This is a genomic window from Streptococcus oralis subsp. tigurinus, from assembly GCF_002093545.1.
Classification (GTDB): Bacteria; Bacillota; Bacilli; order Lactobacillales; family Streptococcaceae; genus Streptococcus; species Streptococcus oralis_C.
Map to the genome: position 1 here is coordinate 35,176 of NZ_LNVF01000007.1, position 20,931 is coordinate 56,106.

The window sequence follows — 20,931 nt, forward strand, 5'->3', positions numbered from 1 at the left end:
TCCTTTCATTTACTTATCCAACAATTCTCTAATAACCTCTGGATACAACTTGTACTCAGCCTCATGAATGCGAGCTTCAAAGCTTTCGATGTCATCATCAGCGAGCCTTGGCACACGAACTTGTTTGATGACCTTGCCTGTATCCACACCGGAGTCCACCCAGTGAATGGTCACGCCACTCTCAGCGACACCAGCATCCCAAGCATCCTCAATCCCATGAGCTCCTGGAAATTCTGGCAGGTAGGCCGGATGAATGTTGATAATTCGACCTTCATAAGCCGCCAATAAGGTTGGGCCGACGATTTTCATATAACCCGCCAAACAAACCAAGTCAATCTGGTGTTCTTCCAAGAGCTCGACAAGAGCTGCTTCGTAGTCCGCCTTGTTCTCAAACTCCTTGAGTTCAAAAGCATAGGACAGGACGCCGAGCTTGTCTGCACGTTCCAGCACATAGGCGTCACGATGGTCTGAAAAAACAAACTCCACCGGAAATTCTTCGGCAATCACCTGAAAATTTGAGCCATTACCAGAGGCAAAAACCGCTATTTTTTTCATTTGATGATGACACTTTCGTTTTCTTTCTTGACGATGCGACCAATTTCATAGACTGGTTCATCCAGCAATTCCTCGACTCGACCTACATTTTCAGGGCTAACTGCCAACATGAGGCCCACACCCATATTGAAGATTTCAAACATTTCTTCGTGCTTGATCTGACCGTATTTTTCAAGGGCTTTGAAAATCGGAAGAACTGGAACTTTATCTTCTTCGATTTCTGCTGCTAGATCGTCTGCAAACATACGAGGGATATTCTCGATGAAACCACCACCTGTGATGTGGGCAATACCGTTTACCAAGCCTTCCTTGATGAGTGGCAGAACAGCTTTAACGTAGATACGAGTTGGTTCCAAAAGGACATCTTTCAGTTTTCTGCCTTCCAACTCAGGCAAGACTTCTTCGCCTGTGTAGTCGGCAAAGACACGACGAACGAGTGAGTAACCATTGGAGTGAATCCCACTTGAAGCAAGTCCGAGAAGAACATCACCTTCTGCCACCTTTGAACCGTCAATGATTTGAGATTTTTCAGCCACGCCGACCGCAAATCCAGCCAAGTCGTAGTCATCTTCGCCGTACATACCAGGCATCTCAGCCGTTTCCCCACCGATGAGGGCTGCACCAGCTTGCACACAACCTTCAGCCACACCAGCAACCACTTGTTCTAGTTTAGCTGGTTCATTCTTGCCAGTCGCGACGTAGTCCAGGAAGTAAAGAGGCTCCGCACCTGCAGCGATAATGTCATTAACACACATGGCCACACAATCCTGCCCAATCGTGTCATGCTTATCATACTTGATAGCCAACATGAGTTTGGTTCCGACACCGTCAGTCCCTGAAATCAAGACCGGTTCTTTTACACCTGTTTTTGAGAGGTCAAACATGCCACCAAAACCACCAAGAGCTCCCATGACACCCGCACGCTCCGTGCGAGCCACGTGCTTTTTGATCCGCTCAACAACTTCATAACCCGCTTCAACGTCTACACCCGATTGAGCGTATGCATTCTTATTTGTCATCTTTGTCTCCTCTTCCTTTCCTTTAATGGAGAGTCTTTATCCGTCTATTTGTAAAAACTGGTCTTTTCTTCCAAACTTCTTTGATAGTCTTCTTCATAGTCGTAGAGAGGCGTTGGGTAGTCACCGTCAAAGTAAGCGACACAGAGACCACCGTTCGGCGCATCTGTTTCGATGCCGATAGAATCAATCAAGCCATCAATCGAAAGATAGGTCAGGCTATCCGCACCAATGATTTGGCAGGTTTCTTCGACTGTATGATTAGCCGCAATCAACTCCTGACGCGTCTGGATATCAATCCCGTAGAAACATGGATAAGCCAGCGCTGGACTACCAATGGCAACGTGAACCTCAGACGCACCTGCTTCTTTCAAAAGCTGAACGATACGGCGAGAGGTTGTCCCACGAACAATGGAATCATCAATCATCACCACACGTTTGCCTTTGACAACACCCGAAACAGCAGACAGTTTCATCCGCACCCCTTGCTCCCGCAATTCTTGAGTCGGTTGGATAAAGGTGCGTTGGGTGTATTGGTTTTTGATCAGTCCCATTTCATTTGGCAGACCAGATTCTTCTGCAAATCCCATAGCTGCGCTCAGCGAGGAATTTGGTACACCAACCACAATATCCGCTTCATGCTTGAATTCACGCGCTAATTGGGCCCCCATACGTTTGCGAGCTGTATGGACATTGACCCCATGGATGTTAGAGTCAGGGCGAGCAAAATAGATATACTCCATAGAACAAATCGCCAACTGGGTATCATTCGTATAACTATCGTACTGGATACCATTGTCATCCACAATCACAATTTCCCCTGGTTTTACATCACGAATCCACTCGGCGCCGATGACCTCAAAGGCACAGGTTTCAGACGAAACCACCACTGCTCCGTTGGCCATTTTCCCGATTGAAAGAGGACGGAAGCCGTTTGGGTCGAGGGCTGCAATTAACTTATCTTCAAACATCAAGAGATAGGCGAAACCACCTTTAACAAGACTAAGTGCCTCCTTGATTTTACCCATCAAGTTTGGATTGTGACTCCGACGAATGAGGTGAGCCAAGATTTCCGAATCGGAAGTCGAACTGAAAATCGCTCCTCTTTGTTCCAATTCTTGCTTGAGAGATTCTGCATTGGTCAGGTTTCCGTTGTGAGCAAGTCCAAACTGCATATCATGAAAGCGAAAGAGGAAGGGCTGGATATTATCTACAGAAGCTTCTCCAGCCGTCGCATAACGAACATGCCCAATCGCGCTCGTGCCAGTCAATTTATCCAAATTAGCTGGATTTTTGAAGACTTCTGATAAAAGCCCCATATCACGATGACGCTTTAATGTCCCTTGGTCATTGGAGAGGATCCCTGCCCCCTCCTGACCACGGTGCTGAAGACTATGGAGACCAAAATAGGTCAATTTTGCAGCATCTGGATGCCCCCAAATCCCAAAAACACCACATTCTTCATTAAGAGATTTTACTTCGTATGTCATTTTTTATACCTTTTATTTCCCTGTGAAATAACGCACTGCTGACGCGAATAGGTGCTGGTCTTTATTTCCTGGGATGTTTTGGAAGAGACCGTCTTCATAACGTTCTGAGTGGCCCATCTTACCGATAATTTGGCCGTTCTTGCTGGTAATTCCTTCGATGGCGTTGACTGAACCATTTGGATTGTACTTAGAATCCATGCTTGGTTTGCCTTCGAAGTCCACGTATTGGCTAAAGATTTGGCCATTGTCACGGAGCTCAGCGAATTCCTCAGCCGTCACGACAAACTTCCCTTCACCGTGCGATACTGGAATAGCGTGGATATCACCAACTTGCACTCCAGCCAACCATGGCGAGTTGGTATTGGCAATTCGAGTTTCCACCATCTTGGCCACGTGTTGGTTGGCATCATTGTAGAAGAGGGTTGGGCTAGTGCTAGTGGCATCCTCAAAGTTTCCGTATGGAAGAAGACCTGATTTGACCAAGGCCTGGAATCCATTACAGATACCGATAATCAAGCCCCCACGAGCGATAAAGCCATCAATGGCCGCACGCACTTTTTCATTGAGCAGGATATTGACAATAAACTTAGCTGATCCATCTGGCTCATCCGCAGCTGAGAATCCACCTGCAAAAAAGAGGATGTTAGCCTTGCCAATATTGTCAACCATGGTTTCAACTGACTTGACAATGGCTTCTTCATTCAAGGTCACAAATGGCACCAAGTTGACCTCTGCACCTTCTTTTTCAAAGGCCTTGGCTGAGTCATATTCTGAGTTGGTTCCTGGGAATACTGGGATATAAACCACTGGTTTTTCAATAGTTTCTTTAGCTTTAATGACTGCGTCAGAAGCGACAGCTGGCACTTCTGCCAGTTCTTTAGCTTGAGCAAATTCAGTAGGATAAACTTCTTCCAATTTTCCTTGGAAGGCACTGTCAAGTTTCTGTCCATCTAGCTTCACACTGTTGACAAGGAGTGTAAAGTCTGCTTTCGTTTGTCCAATCTTCTCTACTCCAGCGATTTCTTCAGGAGATGTGAAGACAAATCCGCCTAATTGAGCTGTCAAGGCTGTTTCAAGTTCAGGCAAGGTCACCTCTGCACCGATATGGTTCCCAAAGGTAGCAAGGGCCAAGCTTTCAAGGACACCACCGTATTTGACAGCTGATGCAGATGTTACTTTGTGTTCAGCTTGGATGGCTTCAAAGTGAGCAAAGTTAGACTTAATCAAGTCAAAATCAATCTCTTGTGCCAAGGATTGACCTGGGATGTAGTAGATGTTTTCACCAGCAGTCTTGAACTCAGGAGAAAGCACCTTACGGCTATCTGCTGTTGTCACCCCAAAGGCAACCAAGGTTGGCGGTACAGTCAATTCTTCAAAAGTACCAGACATGGAGTCCTTACCACCGATAGATGGCAAACCAAGTTGGATTTGTGCTTCGATAGAACCTAGAAGAGCGGCTACTGGCTGACCGAAACGTTCAGCTTGTTTGTCCATACGCTCGAAGTACTCTTGATAAGAGAATCGAGCCTTGGACCAGTTTGCACCAGCAGCCACCAAACGAGCAGTTGCTTCGATAACCGCATAGGCAGCGCCATGATATGGAGACCATTCTGCCACATATGGATTGAATCCTTGGGCCATAACAGACGCAGTATGAGTCACACCGTGTTGAACTGGCAATTTCTGCACAGAAGCCTCAGTCGGTGTCAATTGGTAACGACCGCCAAGTGGGTGATTGACCGTAGAACGACCGACCGAGCAGTCAAAGATGGTCTGCAAGCCTTTTTGACTGGCATGGTTCAAATCAGACAGAACCGCAAGGGTATCCGCTTCAAGTGTCTCTGAATTTGTTGTACGTTCTTCTGGGAGTTTGGCATTCTTGTCCACAACCTTGGCATCAACGACTACACGCACACCATTGGTATCAAGGAAACGGCGTTCTAAGTCCACAATTGTCTCACCATTCCAGTGCATGACTAGATTTGGTTTTTCAGTCACTGTCGCGACCACAACAGCATCAATATTTTCTTTATTACATTCTGCAACGAAGGCATCTACATCCTCAGGACGAACCACCACAGCCATCCGTTCTTGTGATTCAGAGATGGCAATTTCTGTACCGTTCAAACCTTGGTATTTAAGAGGAACCTTGTTGAGGTCAATTTCAAGACCGTCTGCCAATTCACCGATAGCTACACAGACACCACCTGCACCAAAGTCGTTAGATTTCTTGATAAGACGAGTGACAGCGCCATTACGGAAAAGACGTTGAATCTTGCGTTCTTCGATAGCATTCCCTTTTTGAACCTCAGCACCAGCAGTCTCTACAGACTCAACTGTTTGAACCTTAGAAGAACCTGTCGCGCCACCGACACCATCACGTCCAGTCTTACCACCGAGAAGGATAATGACATCCCCCGCTTCCGGTTTTTCACGGACAACATTGCCCTTTGGAGCCGCACCGACAACAGCGCCCAACTCCATGCGTTTAGCTACAAAGCCCGGGTGGAAGTACTCACGAACATAGGTCGTCGCAAGCCCAATCTGATTCCCGTAAGAAGAATAACCATGAGCCGCTGTTTTAGAAATGACTTGTTGTGGCAATTTCCCAGCACGAGTTTCTGAAATCGGTGCTGTAATATCACCTGCACCAGAGATACGCATGGCTTGGTAAACGTAGGAACGGCCTGACAACGGGTCACGAATGGCTCCACCGATACAAGTAGCAGCCCCACCAAATGGTTCAATTTCCGTTGGGTGGTTGTGAGTTTCGTTTTTAAACATGAGGAGCCAAGGTTCCTTGACACCATCAACGTCCACTTCTATTTCGACCGAGCAGGCATTGATTTCGTCAGACACCTCCATATCGTCCAAACGTCCATTAGCACGCTCATAACGACCGAAAATAGTCGCCATATCCATCAAGGTTTGTGGTTTCTCCGAACGCCCCAACTCATCACGCATGGCAATATACTTGTCATAAGTCGCTTGCAATTGCTTTTGGAATTTAGAAGCTGAGAAATCAATGTGTTTCAACTCGGTCTCAAAAGTCGTGTGACGGCAGTGGTCAGACCAGTAAGTGTCCAAAACCTTGAGCTCCGTCTCAGTTGGCACGCGCCCGATTGACTTGAAGTAGTCTTGGATAAAGAGCAAATCGTCCACTTCCATGGCCATCCCTTGCTCTGCCTTGTAGCGGGCAAAGTCTTCTGCTGTATAGCTTTCAAAGAAAGTCAATTTTGGAATGGTCTTGTCTGACTCTGAAAATTCCTGTTTGGCAATCCCTGTCGCGATGTCCTTAAAACGAGAATCCACTGGATTGAGCAGGTAGTTCTTGACCGCTTCTAACTCAGCAGCATCAATATCTTTATTAACCAAGTAAAGTTGGGCTGTATTGACCGTCACGTCACTCGAACTTCCCAGCAAAAGCAAGGCTTCCTGTGAAGAAGCTGCACGCTGGTCAAACTGTCCTGGCAAACTTTCAATGGCAAAGAAAGCATAATTGGCAAGATCCGCCTGCACAGCCGCTTCATCCAAGACATGGTCTGTCACCTGCTCAGAGAAGATGTGCTTCTCTGCAGGTGCAAACAAGTCCTCTGCTAAATCAAAGACATCATAAACTTGCACAATGCGAATACTTTTCAAAGTTGAAAGTCCCAAGTTAAGCTGGAGCTCCCTTACCAAACTCTCTGACTTGACCTGAAAATCAGCCTTTTTTTCAACAAAAATACGTTTATCCATCAATTCTTATTCCTTTATTTCAGTTCTTGCAATGTTCCCAAATAACCTTGAAGGTGTTATTTTAAACCTTGCAACTTTTCCCAGACAATCTCGTAAACATCTGTTAATTCACCTAGTCCTCTACGGAAAACATCCTTGTCCATGTGGTTGCCATCCGCATCCCACAAACGGCAGTTATCTGGTGAAAATTCGTCTGCCAAGATAATCTTGCCATCCTTGTCAAAACCAAATTCTAGCTTAAAATCAATCAATTTAAGACCAATTTCAGCAAACCAAGCTTTCAAAAGTTCATTGATACGACGCGTTTCTTCCTTCAAGTAAGCAATCTGCTGGTCATCCGCAATTTTAAGGAATTTCACATGCTCATCATTGATAAAGGGATCATCCAAATCATCATTTTTATAGTAAAATTCGACAATCGGAGTCTCAAATGCGATGCCCTCTTCCACGCCAAAACGTTTTGAAAAGGAACCAGCCGTGTAGTTGCGGAGCACAACTTCTAGAGGAATAATCTCAACCTTTTTATTGAGCTGTTCCGTGTCTGAAATTTTCTCCACAAAGTGAGTCGCTACACCAGCCGCATTTAATTTCTCAAAAATAAAAGATGAAATCTGATTATTTAACACTCCCTTGCCCGCAATCTGCTCCTTCTTGACACCGTTGAAGGCAGTCGCCTGGTCCTTGTAAGTTGAAATAATGAGATTTTCATCCTCAGTTGTATAGATATCCTTAGCTTTTCCCGAATAGATTAGTTGTTTTGACATTTTAAAGTTCGCCTTTCGTTTTACTTGAGCACATTCTAACATAAAAGCATGAAAAATTCAAGGTTTTTACGAATAAATAACGTTTTTCCTATTTTAAGCGTAAAGAAAAACTGCAAGATAAGCTCCTCTTACAGTTTTAAAATCATTTATCCTCTGAAAAACACGAATATTACCCTCTATTTAAAAATTGATCCCAAAAATAACGGAGATAGCTTTTCTTTCCCGTAATCATCTGCAGGCGACCTTCTAAGCCATAGCGAAGTGTTGTAGCCTGCTCAGAAGTCAGATGGGTCTCCACCTCAATTTTAAAGAAATTTCCTTTTTCAGTCTTGGTAGCTGTCGCATCAATACTTGTAATCGTAGAATCTAGGAAAATTTGATTCTTCGCATCATTAGTTGTAGTATAACGAACAGAGTCCCCAATCTTGACTCTAGCAACATCTTTTGAACTGAGATAGGCTGTGAGTTTGATTTTTCCTTCTTTCTCCAAGGATGGGTAGAGTTGAGCTAGCAAGCTTCCTTCTGCGACCATGGTAGAATTACTGGTCTCAGAATTGAGGTGAATCACTCCATCCTCACTTGCTGTAATTTTCCCCTTGTCCAGCAGACCTCCTTGGACTTTCTTACCAGACTCCGCCTCCAAAATTTTCTGATCCAAAAGGGTTAATTCCTGACCAACCTTTGCCAAGTGTTGGGATTTAAGGGATTCCAATTGACTGCTTAAGCCTGACGCATAGGCTTGCTGGGTTCCGGAACCTGCATACTGGACACGGTAAGTAGCAAGACTTGATTCTAACTGAGAAAGCTGTGCTTCAACCTGTGCAACAGCCTGAACTTTAGCTTGGGAATTTTCCTCACTCTGAGACTTGTAGGACTGGTAAATAGAATAAGCTAGATTCTGACTGGTCAAAGGAGCACCTGTTTCAATCGCTGACTTAGCTGTCTGGTAATCGCGAATTTTAGCCTCTGTTTGACTGATGAGGTTCCCGATTTCAGCTTGGGTTTGACTTGCTGCTGCATTCTGGGACGCGATGGTCTCATTTTGCTGAGAAACATTGCTCCTAAGACCATTCGCTTGGCTGAGATAGTCTCGAAACATCTCCTGATATCCAAACTTATCCGCCTCTGGAAATTGATCACTCCCCTCTTTCAAACTGGATTGCAAATAACCCAACTGCTTTTTTTGATCCTTTAACATCTCCAACTGATTGGCGTATGCTTCAGCTTGAACAGCTTCCGCCCCTTGCTGATACTGAACGAGCAGATCCCCCTGCTTGACTAGTTTGTTTTCTTCCAGATAGTTGGCCACAATCCGTTGATTGCTAGTTGACTGGATGTTGGCAATGATCCGACTAGGTTCGACAGTTGCTCGGGTAGACAAACTAATCTCTTTCTCTGCAAAAACTGCAAATCCTAACAGAAACACGAGCAGAAGCGACATAGGTAAAATCACCCGACTGGAAAAATTATGGTAACGGCGATGGTAAAACTCCGCACTTTCTAAAAATTCTGGTTTCATCTTCTCCTCTTTCTAGCTATTGACCAAATGGGCGTAAAAGCCATCCTGTGCAAGCAAGTCTGCATGGGTGCCTTCTTCGACAATCTTGCCCTGATCCAGGACAACAACCTTCTCTGTCCTCTCAGCAATAGTCAAGCGGTGGGCAATGAAAATCAAGGTCTTGTCCAAGGCCATAAGATTATCCACAATCCGCTTCTCTGTCAAAATATCCAAACTGCTGGTCGCCTCGTCCAATATCAAAACAGGTGCATCCGTTAAAAGAGCACGCGCCAGAGCAATTCTCTGACGTTGTCCACCTGAAATCCCTGCCCCATCCGAAGTTAATTCTGTTTGGTAATTCAGGGGCATGCGCTCAATATCCTCCCGAATCTCGGCCAACTCAACCGCCCGTAAGATGTCTTCCTGAGTCGTCCCCTCCTTGGCTCCAAGGAGAAGATTCTCCAAAATCGTTCCGTTAAAGACATAGGGCTGTTGAGGCAGGTAGTTGATGTACTGGCGCAGGGCTTTTTTATCAATCTGATTGAGATTGACACCACCCAGACTAATCTCTCCCTGACTAGGGTCGTAGAAATTAACCATCATCTTTGCCAAGGTGGTCTTACCCGAACCTGAAATCCCCACGAAAGCCATCTTAGACCCTTGGGGAATCGTCAAATTGATATCTGACAAGACGTCACGACCATAGCCATACTTATAGTGAACCTGCTTAAAGGTCATATCTCCCTTCATCATGCTCAAATCCTCAACTGTTTTCTTCTCCTCAAACTCCGAAGCGACCAGATAGACCTCGTTCAGACGATTATTGGCAACCTGCGCTGTTTGAAGTTTGGTTTGCAGATTGATGATATTTTCCAAAGGATTGGTAAAGTAAACAAGCAAAGTATTATAGGTAATCAATTGCCCCAAACTCATCTTCCCATCCATGACCAGAACTGCTCCCAGCCAGAGAACGACAACATTGAGCAGGAGCTGAGCAACTTTTTTCAGTGCCTTTTGCTGGCTTTCTGCCCGACTGTAGGTAAAGGATTTTTTCAGATAAGCCACAAATTCCTTGTCAATTTTTTGGTAACGCTGACTCTCACTGGTCAAGGACTTGATAGTCTCAATACCGTTGATGTCCTCAATGATAGAAGAAGACAGAGCGGCATTGGCTTCCATAGTGTCCCGATTCATCTTTTCAAAAGGCTTCATAAAGGCAAAGATAATCACTGTATAGATGGGAAGCGCAAGTAGACTAATGAAAAAGAGTGTCATATTTTGTGAAAACAAGACAAGCGAGATAATCAAAATCGTCGACACATCTAGGAAAATCGATAGAATGGTCGACGCCAGCGCATCGATGATACTATTGGCATCTGTAAAACGGGATACGATTTCCCCTGTCCTGCGTGTCGCGAAAAAGGACATCGGCAGGTGAAAAACATGCTTGATGTAGGACAAAATCACATCGATGGACAACCGTTGCCCCAGAACAAGTAAGAGGTATTCCTGCGCATACGATAAAATCTGCTGGAGAATATAGACAATGACTAGTCCCATTGAGATAATGCCCAAGGTTGAACGCATCTGGTCTGGTACGTAACTGTCAATGATAGACTGCAGATAATAAGAACCCACGATATTGATCAGGGTCACCAAAAGTGTCGCTAGGACAATATTGGTAATTAAGCCACGCTGTTTGAGCAAGATTGGCAAGAAGGATAATAGTCCTTGTTTTTTCTCCCTGTGGGGTTTATAGTCTGGAGACGGAGCCATAAAGAGACTGACTCCTGTCCATTCTTGCGCAAATCGCTCACGGGAAATCTTAGTCAGCTTGACACCCGGATCCGGATCAGCGATATGAATGTGCTTTTTATCCTGACCTATCACCACATAGTAGTGGAGCAATTTCCCTTCCTTGAGCACATGAGCCGCAAAAGGAAAGGTCAAATCAGGCAGATCAAAGAGCGTCATATCCGCCTTGATAGCCCGCGTTTCAAAACCAATTTCCTCTGCCACTTTTACAAGACCCAAAGCAGTCGTCCCATCCATAGTCGTCTTAGCTAGTTCTCGTAGATGAGCTAAGGAGTAATAACTACCATAGTAGCCAAAGACCATAGCCAAGGAAGCCACGCCACAATCCATCTGATCCACCTGGGGACGATAGTGCCTTTTCCCAAATTTCATATCCATCTCCTTTTTTCTAATAATCTCTTAAAAACTTTGTAAGATTATTTTAACCAAACAAGGAAGAAACTAGGAAATTATTCCTGAATAAACTATTTTTACGCCTAAAACGCACTTTAAAAAGCATAAACTATCATTTAAATGTAAAAAAGCAGAACAAAAGTTCTGCCTGTTTAAAGTAACCGTTAAAAAATGAATGCCTAGAAATAAACTATTCTGAAATGATATTTTCTTTACTTTTATAAAGTAAGATAAAGGTCATCAAAAATAATGAAATCGTAGGTATATCAAAACATTCAAACCATGTAGGTAAATTTATTTTGTTTACATCAGCCACAATTCTAATCATTAGATAAGCCATTGAACTAAACAATACAATAAACTCTGGCCAAGCTTTTTGTAGTAATTGAACGACTTTCATCTCAAACTCCGATCTGATGGTTCATCAATTCCCTATCTTACTTTCTTTTGTTTTGTACTTGTATACTAGATAAAACAGACCAAGTAGAATTGGATAGGTTTCTGGATAAAACAGGGTATTAATCGGATTTTTCATAATCAAATACGTTGCGATATAAATAATGATCGATACGACAAAATACCCCTCAGCAAATCCTAATAAGAATTTTTTCATGATAGACTCCTATTTACCTGAAAAGAAAGGCGGGAAAACTCCACCATTTACATGCATAAAATCCTTTTCATTCAGATTGATCTTTTATAGTTTTGATTATTTTTCGTCAAATCCTTACAAAAAATACCAAAATAGCCCGAAGCAAGTAAACCAACTACAGTCCATTGCCAATCAAAGGATACTAATGAACCTGTACGAATCACATGAAGTACAAGATTGAGAGCTATAGCCAAGAAAGGAACTATAGTAGCTAATTTGGGTAAGAGTGTATTGAGATTAAGGTTCCGATTGTTCATAGTCTAACGCCCTCTGTATCCATTATAGACTCCCAATCCAAGTGTACCTCCTGCTACAGTAGCCGCTGCTCCATAAGCTGCTACTGCTTTCCAGCCTACAAGCACTGCCGTACCTATCGTTAATGTAATAACACCGCCTTGAACCTCTTCAAGTTCTTGAAAAGATAATTCTTGAAATTGTTTCATTGTTAAGCCTCCTTTCTAATCATATTAAGGTCGCAATGCTTTTCCAATAGCATATCCTGCTCCATAAAGAGCTCCTCCAATTGTAACCACAGCACCTGCTACTTTTCCTGCTAAAATAATTCCAGCTGCTGTAATAATCAATCCCCCATTCACATCCGTCAACTCTTCTTCTGTAAGAGCTGCAAAGTTCTGTTCCATTTTGTCAAAGTTTGTCATCTTTCTTCTCCTTATTTTTTTCTATATATCTAATCTTTAACCTCTAAGCCACTTAAATAGCCAGATTGGGTAAATTACTGAAATCATTTTCTTATCTCCTTCCCTTTTTCCTTACCTATCTATTCGAAAAACAATTCGAAAATGAACAATTCATTCATTTTTATTTTAAAAACCACTTAATGAACCACGGATAAAGACCGGTCACATACATAAACATTCCTCCTTTTATCTTTCTCATCTCTTTATTCGCAATTTCTACTAAAAATTTTTCTTTTTTCTGCAAACAAAAAAGCAACATGCAAATCATGTTGCTTTTTGCTATTCTTTACTTTTGACAACTGCTACCACATCTCCTACACTTTGCAGTTGGTCAATTTCCTCATCACTGATTTCAATTCCAAATTCATCTTCTAGTGTCAAGATGAACTCCATCAAGTCCACTGAGTCCGCATCTAGGTCATCTTTCAAACTCAAGGCCTCTGTTACGACAAAGTCCTCTCCCTGTCGCTCTTGGATAATGGTTACAATACGGTCAAAAATTTCTTTTTCTGTCATCTTTTTTATTCTCCTGAAAATTCACGCGCAGTCTGGGCAACTACGTCTGTTTCTAGCATAGTACGAATCTGGCGAATCGTACTATACACAGCCTTGGCATCACTTGAGCCATGAGTCTTGACAACCGGTGCCTTAACACCAAACAAGACTGCTCCACCAACATCTGAATAGTTGAGTTGCTTTTTCAAACCTCTAAGGCTATCCTTGAGAAGAAGAGCACCTAGTTTCGCTCGAAGACCACCACCTGTGATAGCTGTCTTAAGCAAGCCCATGATACCCATGGCTGTCCCTTCAATAGATTTGAGCACAGCGTTTCCCGTGAAACCATCTGCCACAACAACATCCGCAACGCTATTCATCAAATCACGCGCTTCCACGTTTCCGACAAAATTCAAACTTTCATCCGTCGCTAGCAAGGCGTAGGTTTCCTTACGAAGAGGGTCACCCTTGCTACTTTCTGTTCCATTATTGAGCAAACCAACACGTGGTTTCGAAATCCCACGAACATTTTTCGCGTAAAAGGAACCCAAAACAGCGTATTGGTGCAGATGATGAGCTGTATTTTCTGCATTGGCTCCAAGGTCTAGCATGTCAAAGCCCTTGCCATCAATGGTCGGTAAGGTCGACATGAGTCCAGGACGGTCGATATTCTTGATACGACCGACAATGAAAAATCCTGCAGCCAACAAGGCACCTGTATTCCCAGCCGAGAGGACAGCGTCTGCCTCTCCTTCTTTGACTGCCTTAGCCGCTAATACCATACTGGCATTTTTCTTCTTACGAATAGCTTTTGTCGGCTCATCATCAAAATCAATCTTCTCATCCGTATGAATAATGCTGACGCGTTCTGTCGCTGTTAGATATTGCTTGATTTTGCTTTCGTCTCCATAGAGTTGAATCTCAATATCTGAAAAGTCAGCAAGGGCTTGATTGACACCCTCAACGATGGCTTGAGGTGCGTAATCGCCCCCCATAGCATCTACTGCAATTTTTTTCATTTATCTTCCTCTTTTAGTAATTGTCCCCAGTCTGCTAGGGAATCAATAAATTTCTTTGATTTTAGGTGAATTCCAACATACTCTTCGTAGATTTGGTCTATAAACTTGCGCAAGTCTTGCTTGATTTCAGGCTTGAGCGAAATAGTCTCCAAGGTCTCAAAATCAATAGCTTGAAATTGATTGAGCAGATAAGGGATATTGGGATTCAGATGACAACGTCTCTCATCTTCATGATAATGCTCTGGGCAGAGGCAGGCTCCATATTTAAAAGAAAAGTCAAAAGCCTGACCGACCCGATGGCAAAAGACACACTCATTAAAATTGAGCCCAATTCCAAATCGGGTCAAGATTTGAATTTCAAAAATATTGGTCAAAACCTGATAATCCAATCCTGCTTCCATCAACTCCAAAGTCTTTTGCAAAAAAGCAAACAAGGGAACATCCTGCTGATTATCCTGCAAACTAGCATCTGCAAGGGCAGCCACATAGGTCGCATAGGCCATGACAAAGAGATCACTATTAATCTTGGGAAAGGTCATGACCTCATGATAGTCCTCGATGTAGCTAAGCCCGTCATCATTGATGCGCAAGAGAAACCGAGCCAATACCAAGGGCTGAATAACAGGGGCCAGTTTGGACTGACCAGCGTGTTTGACGAAAAACATGCGCTTGCCCGCTTGCTCGGTAAAAATCTTGACTAACTTGTCATCCTCACGAAAGTTACGATTGTAGAGCACCAAGCCTTGACTCGTGATAGACTGAATCATGCTTCTCTCATGTACTCCTCAAGTCGTTTCATAGCCTCTCTGATCGTTTCCATGCTGGCTGCATAAGACAGACGCACATAGCCTTCTCCATACTGACCAAAAGCAGCACCCGGAATAAAGGCAACAGCCTTCTTCTGAGCAAAATCCTTCAGAAAAGCAAAGGAGTCTTGATTGTAACCTGCTGGAATCTTAGCAAAGATATAGAAGGCTCCGTCTGGTTTGATAATCTCAAAACCAAGAGCAGTCATCTTCTCGATGATATAATCTCGACGCTGGATGTATTCCTTCTTCATAGGCTCTGCGTCGTTTTTACCAGCGGTCAAAGCCTCCACCGCAGCATGTTGAGCCATAGTGTTTGCGGCAGTTACCAAGTACTGGTGACTCTTGATTAACTGAGCTGTAAAGGCCACAGGAGCAAAGATAAAGCCTAAACGCCAACCTGTCATAGCATGAGACTTAGATAAACCATTGATAATAATAGCCTGGTCTCTCAGCATAGTTCCCAAAGATACATGGGCTTCGCCTGTATAGGTTAATTCTGAGTAAACCTCATCACAGACAACAAAAATCTCATACTTGCGTAAAACGTCTGCCAAGGCTTCCAACTGCTCCCGACTATAGGTAATTCCTGTCGGATTAGCCGGATAGTTGAAAATGACAGCCTTGAGCTTGTCGCCTTGATCCAAAATGGCCTTTTCCAACATTTCAGGAGTCAAGACAAAGCCATTTTCAGTCGTATCAATCTCGACAATCTCTGCCCCAACTAGATTGACAATCGGCTCATAGCCTGGATAGGCAGGGGCTGGCAAGAGAACCTTGTCTCCCTCTTCCAAAATAGCCGTCAAAGTAGCAGATAAAGCCTCTGTCGCTCCGATAGTAACCAAGATTTCATTTTCAGGATTGTAATCTAGCTGGTATTTTTCTTTTACAAAATCACTGGCTGCCTGACGTAATGTTAACAGACCACTCATGCCTGTATAGTAGGATTGGTTCTGGTCGATGGCCCGCTTAGCCGCTTCCTTAACATGATCTGGCGTTGTAAAATCAGGTTCCCCCAAGGTCAAACGCAGGACCCCAGGAATCTCCGAAATAGCCTGGTCAAACTGGCGAATCAACGAAACTTGAATCTTATCTAATTGTTTATTAAAGCGCTTAGTTAACTCCATAGATACCTCCTACTCTCAAACCGTATCTCTATTATACTACAAAAGCCCCCCGACCGCAAAAATACATTATAGAATAGCTTTCCACTTTCTATTTTACTTTTCCCGTTTACAGGTCTATAATGGTAACAGATTATGATTGGAGGTTTTTATGTCATTTCTATCAAAAAATGGAGCAGGCATCTTGGCCTGCCTTCTCATTTCTATCATTTCTTGGTTTCTAGGAGGACTTTTCCCCGTCGTGGGTGCACCCGTTTTTGCAATCTTTATAGGAATGCTCCTACACCCCTGGCTCTCGCCCTACAAACAACTAGATGCAGGTTTGACCTTTAGTTCCAAAAAATTACTCCAGTATGCCGTCATCTTGCTTGGTTTTGGTCTCAATATCTCGCAAGTCTTTGCAGTCGGACAAACCTCACTCCCTGTCATCCTTTCCACCATTTCGATTTCCTTAATCGTCGCCTACCTCTTCCAGCGTTTCTTTGCACTAGATACAAAACTGGCTACCTTGATTGGAGTGGGGTCTTCGATCTGTGGTGGCTCTGCCATTGCGGCGACAGCGCCTGTTATCCATGCTAAGGAAAAGGAAGTCGCCCAAGCCATTTCCGTTATCTTTTTCTTCAATATCTTGGCTGCGCTCATCTTTCCAACTCTAGGAACCTGGCTTCACCTATCTAATGACGGCTTTGCCCTCTTTGCAGGAACTGCGGTCAATGATACTTCTTCTGTAACGGCCACAGCTAGTGCCTGGGACAGTCTTTATCAGACCAATACCCTCGAGTCTGCAACCATTGTTAAACTCACACGCACCTTAGCGATCATTCCCATCACTCTCTTTCTCTCCTACTGGCAAAGTCGCCAACAAGAAAATAAACAAGGCGTACAACTGAAAAAAGTTTTCCCACTTTTTATCCTTTATTTTATCCTGGCCTCTCTCTTAACGACTCTACTTACCTCTCTTGGTGTGTCCAGTAGTTTCTTTACCCCTCTCAAACAACTCTCTAAATTCTTTATCATCATGGCCATGAGTGCTATCGGTCTCAAAACCAATCTAATTGCCATGGTTAGATCCAGTGGTAAATCTATTGTCCTCGGAGCTCTTTGCTGGATTGCCATCATCCTCACCAGTCTTGGTATGCAAGCATTGATTGGTACTTTATAATACAAAAGGTAGCCCATGGCTACCTTTTTATTGCTCAAGAATTAAGCGAGTATGTTCTCTCTTGATACAGCGATTCATCACGATGTCATCGCATCCTCCAGCACGCAAGATTTCTTCCGCTTCTAGATTTTCAAGTCCTAATTGCGCCCAAAAAATCTTGGCATCAGCCTTGAGAAAATCACGCGCCACATCTGGCAAAAACTCGCTCCGTCGGTATACATTGACAATATCCACAGGAAAAGGAATCTCAGCTAGACTCGTATAAGCCTTTTCTCCCAGGATTTCCCCACCTGCAGCCTTGGGATTAACTGGAATGATTTTATAGCCCCGAGCCTGCATTTCCTTGGTCACTCGATTGCTAGTTGTTTCCTCACGATCGGACAAGCCCACTACCGCTAACGTTTTACTGGTCGCCAGATACTGACGGATCACACCATCACTTGGATTGATAAATTCTTGGCTCATAGAAATCCTCCTTTTTTCTCAGTATAGCATATTTTGAAAAGGCTTGCAGATTTTAACTACAAAAAATTTCCTAGCAAGAGGAAAGTCTGCTAGGAAATTCGTTTATTCAAGTGAAAGTTTAGATTTTTTTCTCAATACTAAATAATGGAGAAAGAGGACGTTTTTCATGGATACGTACAATAGCATCACCTAGGAGATGAGCGATAGAAATTTGTTCAATCTTATCAATCAAGCGCTCTTCTGGTAGGTAGATGGTATCTAAAACAACCAATTTTTTAATGGCTGATTTTTGGATATTGTCCATAGCTGGCCCTGAAAGAACTGGGTGCGTACAGCTTGCATAAACTTCAACAGCTCCTGCTTCTGCTAGAGCATCAGCCGCATGACAAATGGTTCCAGCTGTATCAATCATATCGTCAATCAAGATACAAGTCTTACCTTCTACCTTACCAATGATGTTCATCACTTCACTGGTATTCATCTTGTCTACACTACGGCGTTTGTCAATAATCGCAATCGGAGTTTTCAAAAACTCTGCCAATTTACGAGCACGAGTTACCCCACCATGGTCTGGGCTGACAACCACGTAGTCAGAGCCAACCATGCCACGACGTTCAAAATAGTCCGCAATCAATGGAGCACCCATCAAGTGATCTACAGGAATATCAAAGAATCCCTGAATCTGTGCAGCGTGCAAATCAATCGTCAACAAACGATCTACCCCAGCAACTTCTAGCATGTTTGCAACGAGTTTTGCAGTGATTGGCTCACGCGCGCGCGCTTTTCTATCCTGACGTGCATAGCCATAGTAAGGCATGACAACGTTGACAGATTCTGCACTAGCACGCTTCAATGCGTCCACCATAATCAAAATTTCAAGTAAATTATCATTTACAGGTGAACTCGTTGATTGTAGGATAAAGACGTGTTTTCCACGGATTGATTCTTCGATGTTGACCTGAATCTCCCCATCTGAAAATTGGCGAACAGTCGATTTCCCCAACTCTATCCCAATTTCTTGCGCCACACGCTCTGCCAATTCTCTATTAGAAGAAAGGGCAAACAGCTTTAAATCAGAAAAAGACATGATTTCCTCCGGTATTTATGTATCACTTGTTTTTACACAACATTTTCCATCTACCATTGTAGCGCTTTTTCCTTTATTTTTCAATCAAAAATAAAACAAGAGCAAACATTTATACCCTTGTTTTATGCTATTTTATATTAGCTATATTAAAACTAAAAATCCTACATTTTAACAATCGATTTTATGCTAGGATGAGATTTTTTCGAGACAAAGTTAGTATACTTCTCTCATACTTCCTGTATCCACATCATAGACAGCACCTGAAATAACCACATCATCAGGAATCAGTGGAGACTCTCGAAGCAATTGCATATCCTCTCTCACACTCTCTTCAACATCCTGGAATGGTAAAAAATCTTGATCAGATACATCAACTCCGAGCTCGTGTTTCAAATGTTCATGAAAACTTTCATTTTGAAAGGTTTGAGCTCCACAGTCTGTATGGTGAAGCACCACGATTTCTCTTGTCCCCATTTGTTGCTGGGAAATCACCAGTGAACGAATCATGTCCTCAGTTACTCGACCACCCGCATTCCGCAAGATATGAGCATCCCCAAGGGCCAAACCTAGAGCTTGCGCAACGTGCAGACGTGAGTCCATACAGGTCACGATAGCTACTCTGGTTTTGGGTTTAAGTGGCAGATTTAACTGCCCATGTAGGGCAACATAAGCCTGATTGGCTTGCATAAACTGTTCAAAATACGACACGATTCCCTCCTCAAAAATTTGATAATCAAATATTTCTCCTATCTTATCATTTTTAAGAGGATTTGTCACGGATTATGCAAAGACCTTTTTCAAAACTTCCTGAATCGTCGTCACACCAATGACTTCAATTTCCTTGGGTGGAGTAATTCCTGTCAAGGAATTCTTAGGTACATAAATCTTAGTAAAGCCTAGTTTTGCCGCTTCATTTATGCGTTGTTCGATACGATTCACGCGTCGAATCTCTCCCGTCAAACCAAGTTCTCCCACAAAACATTCCTGAGGATTGGTAGGCTTGTCCTTGTAACTCGAAGCAATAGCCACTGCAACGGCTAAGTCAATGGCAGGTTCATCCAATTTGACACCGCCAGCAGATTTGAGATAGGCATCCTGATTTTGCAAGAGAAGCCCTGCACGTTTTTCCAAAACAGCCATAATTAGACTTGCACGATTGAAGTCAAGCCCTGTCGTCGTACGCTTGGCATTTCCAAACATGGTCGGTGTCACCAATGCTTGAACCTCCGCCAAAATCGGACGGGTACCTTCCATGGTTACCACGATGGATGAACCAGTGGCCCCATCCAAACGCTCTTCTAGGAAAACTTGACTCGGATTGAGCACCTCAACCAAGCCACCTGACTGCATCTCAAAGATGCCAATCTCATTAGTGGATCCAAAACGATTTTTGACTGCTCTCAAGATACGGAAGGTATGGTGGCGTTCCCCTTCAAAGTAAAGCACCGTATCTACCATATGCTCCAACATACGCGGACCAGCCAGGGTACCTTCCTTGGTCACATGCCCTACGATAAAGATGGCAATGTTATTAGTCTTTGCCAGCTGCATGAGCTCAGCTGTCACCTCTCGCACCTGAGACACAGATCCTTGTACCCCTGAAATCTCAGGAGACATGATAGTCTGGATGGAGTCGATAATGAGAAAGTCTGGTTGAATGCGCTCCACCTCAGCTCGAACACTCTGCATATTGGTCTCTGCATAGAGATAAAACTCGCTATCAATATCTCCCAAGCGCTCTGCTCGTAACTTAATCTGCTGGGCAGACTCCTCCCCACTGACATAGAGAACAGTCCCTACTTGAGACAGCTGGGTTGAAACTTGTAGGAGAAGGGTTGATTTCCCGATTCCTGGATCCCCACCGATGAGTACGAGACTTCCTGGTACCACTCCGCCTCCAAGTACACGATTGAATTCCTCCATCTCCGTCTTGGTTCGATTGACATTGATTGAAGTCACCTCAGCCAGTTTCATGGGCTTGGTTTTCTCGCCTGTCAGGGACACACGTGCATTCTTGACCTCGGCAACCTCAACCTCTTCTACAAAAGAAGACCAAGATCCACAGTTTGGACAGCGTCCTAGGTATTTTGGGGAGTTATAAGCACAATTTTGACACACAAATGTCGCTTTTTTCTTTGCGATGATAAACCTCTT

Annotated in this window: 21 protein-coding genes; 1 reads left to right on the top strand and 20 read right to left on the bottom strand. The window is 43.7% G+C overall.

What is annotated here, in order from left to right; genetic code table 11:
• Positions 1-9 precede the first annotated feature (9 nt).
• From purN to ATE34_RS07950, 16 genes are all read right to left on the bottom strand, one after another.
• Positions 10-555, bottom strand: coding sequence for a phosphoribosylglycinamide formyltransferase (gene purN, locus ATE34_RS11005; protein WP_000717477.1), 546 nt, complete (start codon positions 553-555; stop codon positions 10-12).
• Complete coding sequence (purM, locus tag ATE34_RS07880) at positions 552-1,574, bottom strand: phosphoribosylformylglycinamidine cyclo-ligase (protein WP_009729529.1); 1,023 nt, start codon at positions 1,572-1,574, stop codon at positions 552-554. Before purM ends, purN begins: the two co-directional genes overlap by 4 nt.
• A 44-nt stretch (positions 1,575-1,618) precedes the next feature.
• Positions 1,619-3,061 (bottom strand): amidophosphoribosyltransferase, encoded by a 1,443-nt coding sequence (gene purF / locus ATE34_RS07885; RefSeq protein WP_084911529.1) that lies wholly within the window; start codon positions 3,059-3,061, stop codon positions 1,619-1,621.
• Between the two features lie 12 nt (positions 3,062-3,073).
• Positions 3,074-6,799 (bottom strand): phosphoribosylformylglycinamidine synthase, encoded by a 3,726-nt coding sequence (locus ATE34_RS07890; RefSeq protein ID WP_084911531.1) that lies wholly within the window; start codon positions 6,797-6,799, stop codon positions 3,074-3,076.
• A 56-nt stretch (positions 6,800-6,855) separates the two neighbouring features.
• On the bottom strand, positions 6,856-7,563 hold the full coding sequence (purC, locus tag ATE34_RS07895) for a phosphoribosylaminoimidazolesuccinocarboxamide synthase (protein WP_007522563.1): 708 nt from the start codon (positions 7,561-7,563) through the stop codon (positions 6,856-6,858).
• Between the two features lie 169 nt (positions 7,564-7,732).
• Positions 7,733-9,082, bottom strand: a complete 1,350-nt coding sequence (gene comB / locus ATE34_RS07900; protein ID WP_084911534.1) for a competence pheromone export protein ComB — start codon at positions 9,080-9,082, stop codon at positions 7,733-7,735.
• Between the two features lie 12 nt (positions 9,083-9,094).
• Positions 9,095-11,248, bottom strand: coding sequence for a peptide cleavage/export ABC transporter ComA (gene comA, locus ATE34_RS07905; protein WP_084911536.1), 2,154 nt, complete (start codon positions 11,246-11,248; stop codon positions 9,095-9,097).
• Between the two features lie 211 nt (positions 11,249-11,459).
• A complete protein-coding gene (locus tag ATE34_RS07910; RefSeq protein WP_000869800.1) occupies positions 11,460-11,669 on the bottom strand; it encodes a hypothetical protein in 210 nt (69 codons plus the stop codon).
• Between the two features lie 24 nt (positions 11,670-11,693).
• A complete protein-coding gene (locus ATE34_RS07915; protein WP_000714130.1) occupies positions 11,694-11,882 on the bottom strand; it encodes a hypothetical protein in 189 nt (62 codons plus the stop codon).
• A gap of 71 nt (positions 11,883-11,953) precedes the next feature.
• A complete protein-coding gene (locus ATE34_RS11235) occupies positions 11,954-12,178 on the bottom strand; it encodes a bacteriocin immunity protein (RefSeq protein ID WP_080585587.1) in 225 nt (74 codons plus the stop codon).
• Between the two features lie 3 nt (positions 12,179-12,181).
• Positions 12,182-12,364 (bottom strand): Blp family class II bacteriocin, encoded by a 183-nt coding sequence (locus ATE34_RS07925; protein ID WP_000808856.1) that lies wholly within the window; start codon positions 12,362-12,364, stop codon positions 12,182-12,184.
• 24 nt (positions 12,365-12,388) lie between these two features.
• Positions 12,389-12,580: a class IIb bacteriocin, lactobin A/cerein 7B family gene (locus ATE34_RS07930; protein ID WP_000180812.1), complete on the bottom strand. Its 192-nt coding sequence runs from the start codon at positions 12,578-12,580 to the stop codon at positions 12,389-12,391.
• A 318-nt stretch (positions 12,581-12,898) separates the two neighbouring features.
• Positions 12,899-13,135, bottom strand: coding sequence for an acyl carrier protein (locus ATE34_RS07935; protein WP_061599065.1), 237 nt, complete (start codon positions 13,133-13,135; stop codon positions 12,899-12,901).
• A 5-nt stretch (positions 13,136-13,140) separates the two neighbouring features.
• Positions 13,141-14,133 (bottom strand): phosphate acyltransferase PlsX, encoded by a 993-nt coding sequence (gene plsX / locus ATE34_RS07940; RefSeq protein ID WP_084911537.1) that lies wholly within the window; start codon positions 14,131-14,133, stop codon positions 13,141-13,143.
• Positions 14,130-14,900: a DNA repair protein RecO gene (gene recO / locus ATE34_RS07945; protein WP_084911539.1), complete on the bottom strand. Its 771-nt coding sequence runs from the start codon at positions 14,898-14,900 to the stop codon at positions 14,130-14,132. Before recO ends, plsX begins: the two co-directional genes overlap by 4 nt.
• Entirely contained in the window at positions 14,897-16,066 is a 1,170-nt protein-coding gene (locus tag ATE34_RS07950) for a pyridoxal phosphate-dependent aminotransferase (RefSeq protein WP_084911541.1), read from the bottom strand. The genes recO and ATE34_RS07950 overlap by 4 nt, the downstream gene beginning before the upstream one ends.
• A 148-nt stretch (positions 16,067-16,214) precedes the next feature.
• Here ATE34_RS07950 and ATE34_RS07955 point away from each other — a divergent pair, with 148 nt between their 5' ends.
• A complete protein-coding gene (locus tag ATE34_RS07955; RefSeq protein WP_033605809.1) occupies positions 16,215-17,225 on the top strand; it encodes a YeiH family protein in 1,011 nt (336 codons plus the stop codon).
• Between the two features lie 27 nt (positions 17,226-17,252).
• Here the strand turns inward: ATE34_RS07955 and ATE34_RS07960 are convergent, their stop codons facing one another.
• From ATE34_RS07960 to radA, 4 genes are all read right to left on the bottom strand, one after another.
• Entirely contained in the window at positions 17,253-17,690 is a 438-nt protein-coding gene (locus ATE34_RS07960; protein ID WP_061599058.1) for a CoA-binding protein, read from the bottom strand.
• 118 nt (positions 17,691-17,808) lie between these two features.
• Entirely contained in the window at positions 17,809-18,777 is a 969-nt protein-coding gene (locus tag ATE34_RS07965) for a ribose-phosphate diphosphokinase (protein WP_000010178.1), read from the bottom strand.
• A 213-nt stretch (positions 18,778-18,990) separates the two neighbouring features.
• Positions 18,991-19,485 carry a beta-class carbonic anhydrase gene (locus ATE34_RS07970; RefSeq protein WP_002876632.1) on the bottom strand — a complete coding sequence of 165 codons (495 nt, stop codon included), beginning with the start codon at positions 19,483-19,485 and terminating at the stop codon, positions 18,991-18,993.
• Between the two features lie 72 nt (positions 19,486-19,557).
• Positions 19,558-20,919, bottom strand: a complete 1,362-nt coding sequence (gene radA, locus ATE34_RS07975) for a DNA repair protein RadA (protein ID WP_080585586.1) — start codon at positions 20,917-20,919, stop codon at positions 19,558-19,560.
• Positions 20,920-20,931 lie beyond the last annotated feature (12 nt).

What these genes read in the sequence shown, in the direction of transcription:
- purN (WP_000717477.1), bottom strand. Translation starts at nt 555, where the DNA reads ATGAAAAAAATAGCGGTTTTTGCCTCTGGTAATGGCTCAAATTTTCAG.
- purM (WP_009729529.1), bottom strand. Translation starts at nt 1,574, where the DNA reads ATGACAAATAAGAATGCATACGCTCAATCGGGTGTAGACGTTGAAGCG.
- purF (WP_084911529.1), bottom strand. Translation starts at nt 3,061, where the DNA reads ATGACATACGAAGTAAAATCTCTTAATGAAGAATGTGGTGTTTTTGGG.
- ATE34_RS07890 (WP_084911531.1), bottom strand. Translation starts at nt 6,799, where the DNA reads ATGGATAAACGTATTTTTGTTGAAAAAAAGGCTGATTTTCAGGTCAAG.
- purC (WP_007522563.1), bottom strand. Translation starts at nt 7,563, where the DNA reads ATGTCAAAACAACTAATCTATTCGGGAAAAGCTAAGGATATCTATACA.
- comB (WP_084911534.1), bottom strand. Translation starts at nt 9,082, where the DNA reads ATGAAACCAGAATTTTTAGAAAGTGCGGAGTTTTACCATCGCCGTTAC.
- comA (WP_084911536.1), bottom strand. Translation starts at nt 11,248, where the DNA reads ATGAAATTTGGGAAAAGGCACTATCGTCCCCAGGTGGATCAGATGGAT.
- ATE34_RS07910 (WP_000869800.1), bottom strand. Translation starts at nt 11,669, where the DNA reads ATGAAAGTCGTTCAATTACTACAAAAAGCTTGGCCAGAGTTTATTGTA.
- ATE34_RS07915 (WP_000714130.1), bottom strand. Translation starts at nt 11,882, where the DNA reads ATGAAAAAATTCTTATTAGGATTTGCTGAGGGGTATTTTGTCGTATCG.
- ATE34_RS11235 (WP_080585587.1), bottom strand. Translation starts at nt 12,178, where the DNA reads ATGAACAATCGGAACCTTAATCTCAATACACTCTTACCCAAATTAGCT.
- ATE34_RS07925 (WP_000808856.1), bottom strand. Translation starts at nt 12,364, where the DNA reads ATGAAACAATTTCAAGAATTATCTTTTCAAGAACTTGAAGAGGTTCAA.
- ATE34_RS07930 (WP_000180812.1), bottom strand. Translation starts at nt 12,580, where the DNA reads ATGACAAACTTTGACAAAATGGAACAGAACTTTGCAGCTCTTACAGAA.
- ATE34_RS07935 (WP_061599065.1), bottom strand. Translation starts at nt 13,135, where the DNA reads ATGACAGAAAAAGAAATTTTTGACCGTATTGTAACCATTATCCAAGAG.
- plsX (WP_084911537.1), bottom strand. Translation starts at nt 14,133, where the DNA reads ATGAAAAAAATTGCAGTAGATGCTATGGGGGGCGATTACGCACCTCAA.
- recO (WP_084911539.1), bottom strand. Translation starts at nt 14,900, where the DNA reads ATGATTCAGTCTATCACGAGTCAAGGCTTGGTGCTCTACAATCGTAAC.
- ATE34_RS07950 (WP_084911541.1), bottom strand. Translation starts at nt 16,066, where the DNA reads ATGGAGTTAACTAAGCGCTTTAATAAACAATTAGATAAGATTCAAGTT.
- ATE34_RS07955 (WP_033605809.1), top strand. Translation starts at nt 16,215, where the DNA reads ATGTCATTTCTATCAAAAAATGGAGCAGGCATCTTGGCCTGCCTTCTC.
- ATE34_RS07960 (WP_061599058.1), bottom strand. Translation starts at nt 17,690, where the DNA reads ATGAGCCAAGAATTTATCAATCCAAGTGATGGTGTGATCCGTCAGTAT.
- ATE34_RS07965 (WP_000010178.1), bottom strand. Translation starts at nt 18,777, where the DNA reads ATGTCTTTTTCTGATTTAAAGCTGTTTGCCCTTTCTTCTAATAGAGAA.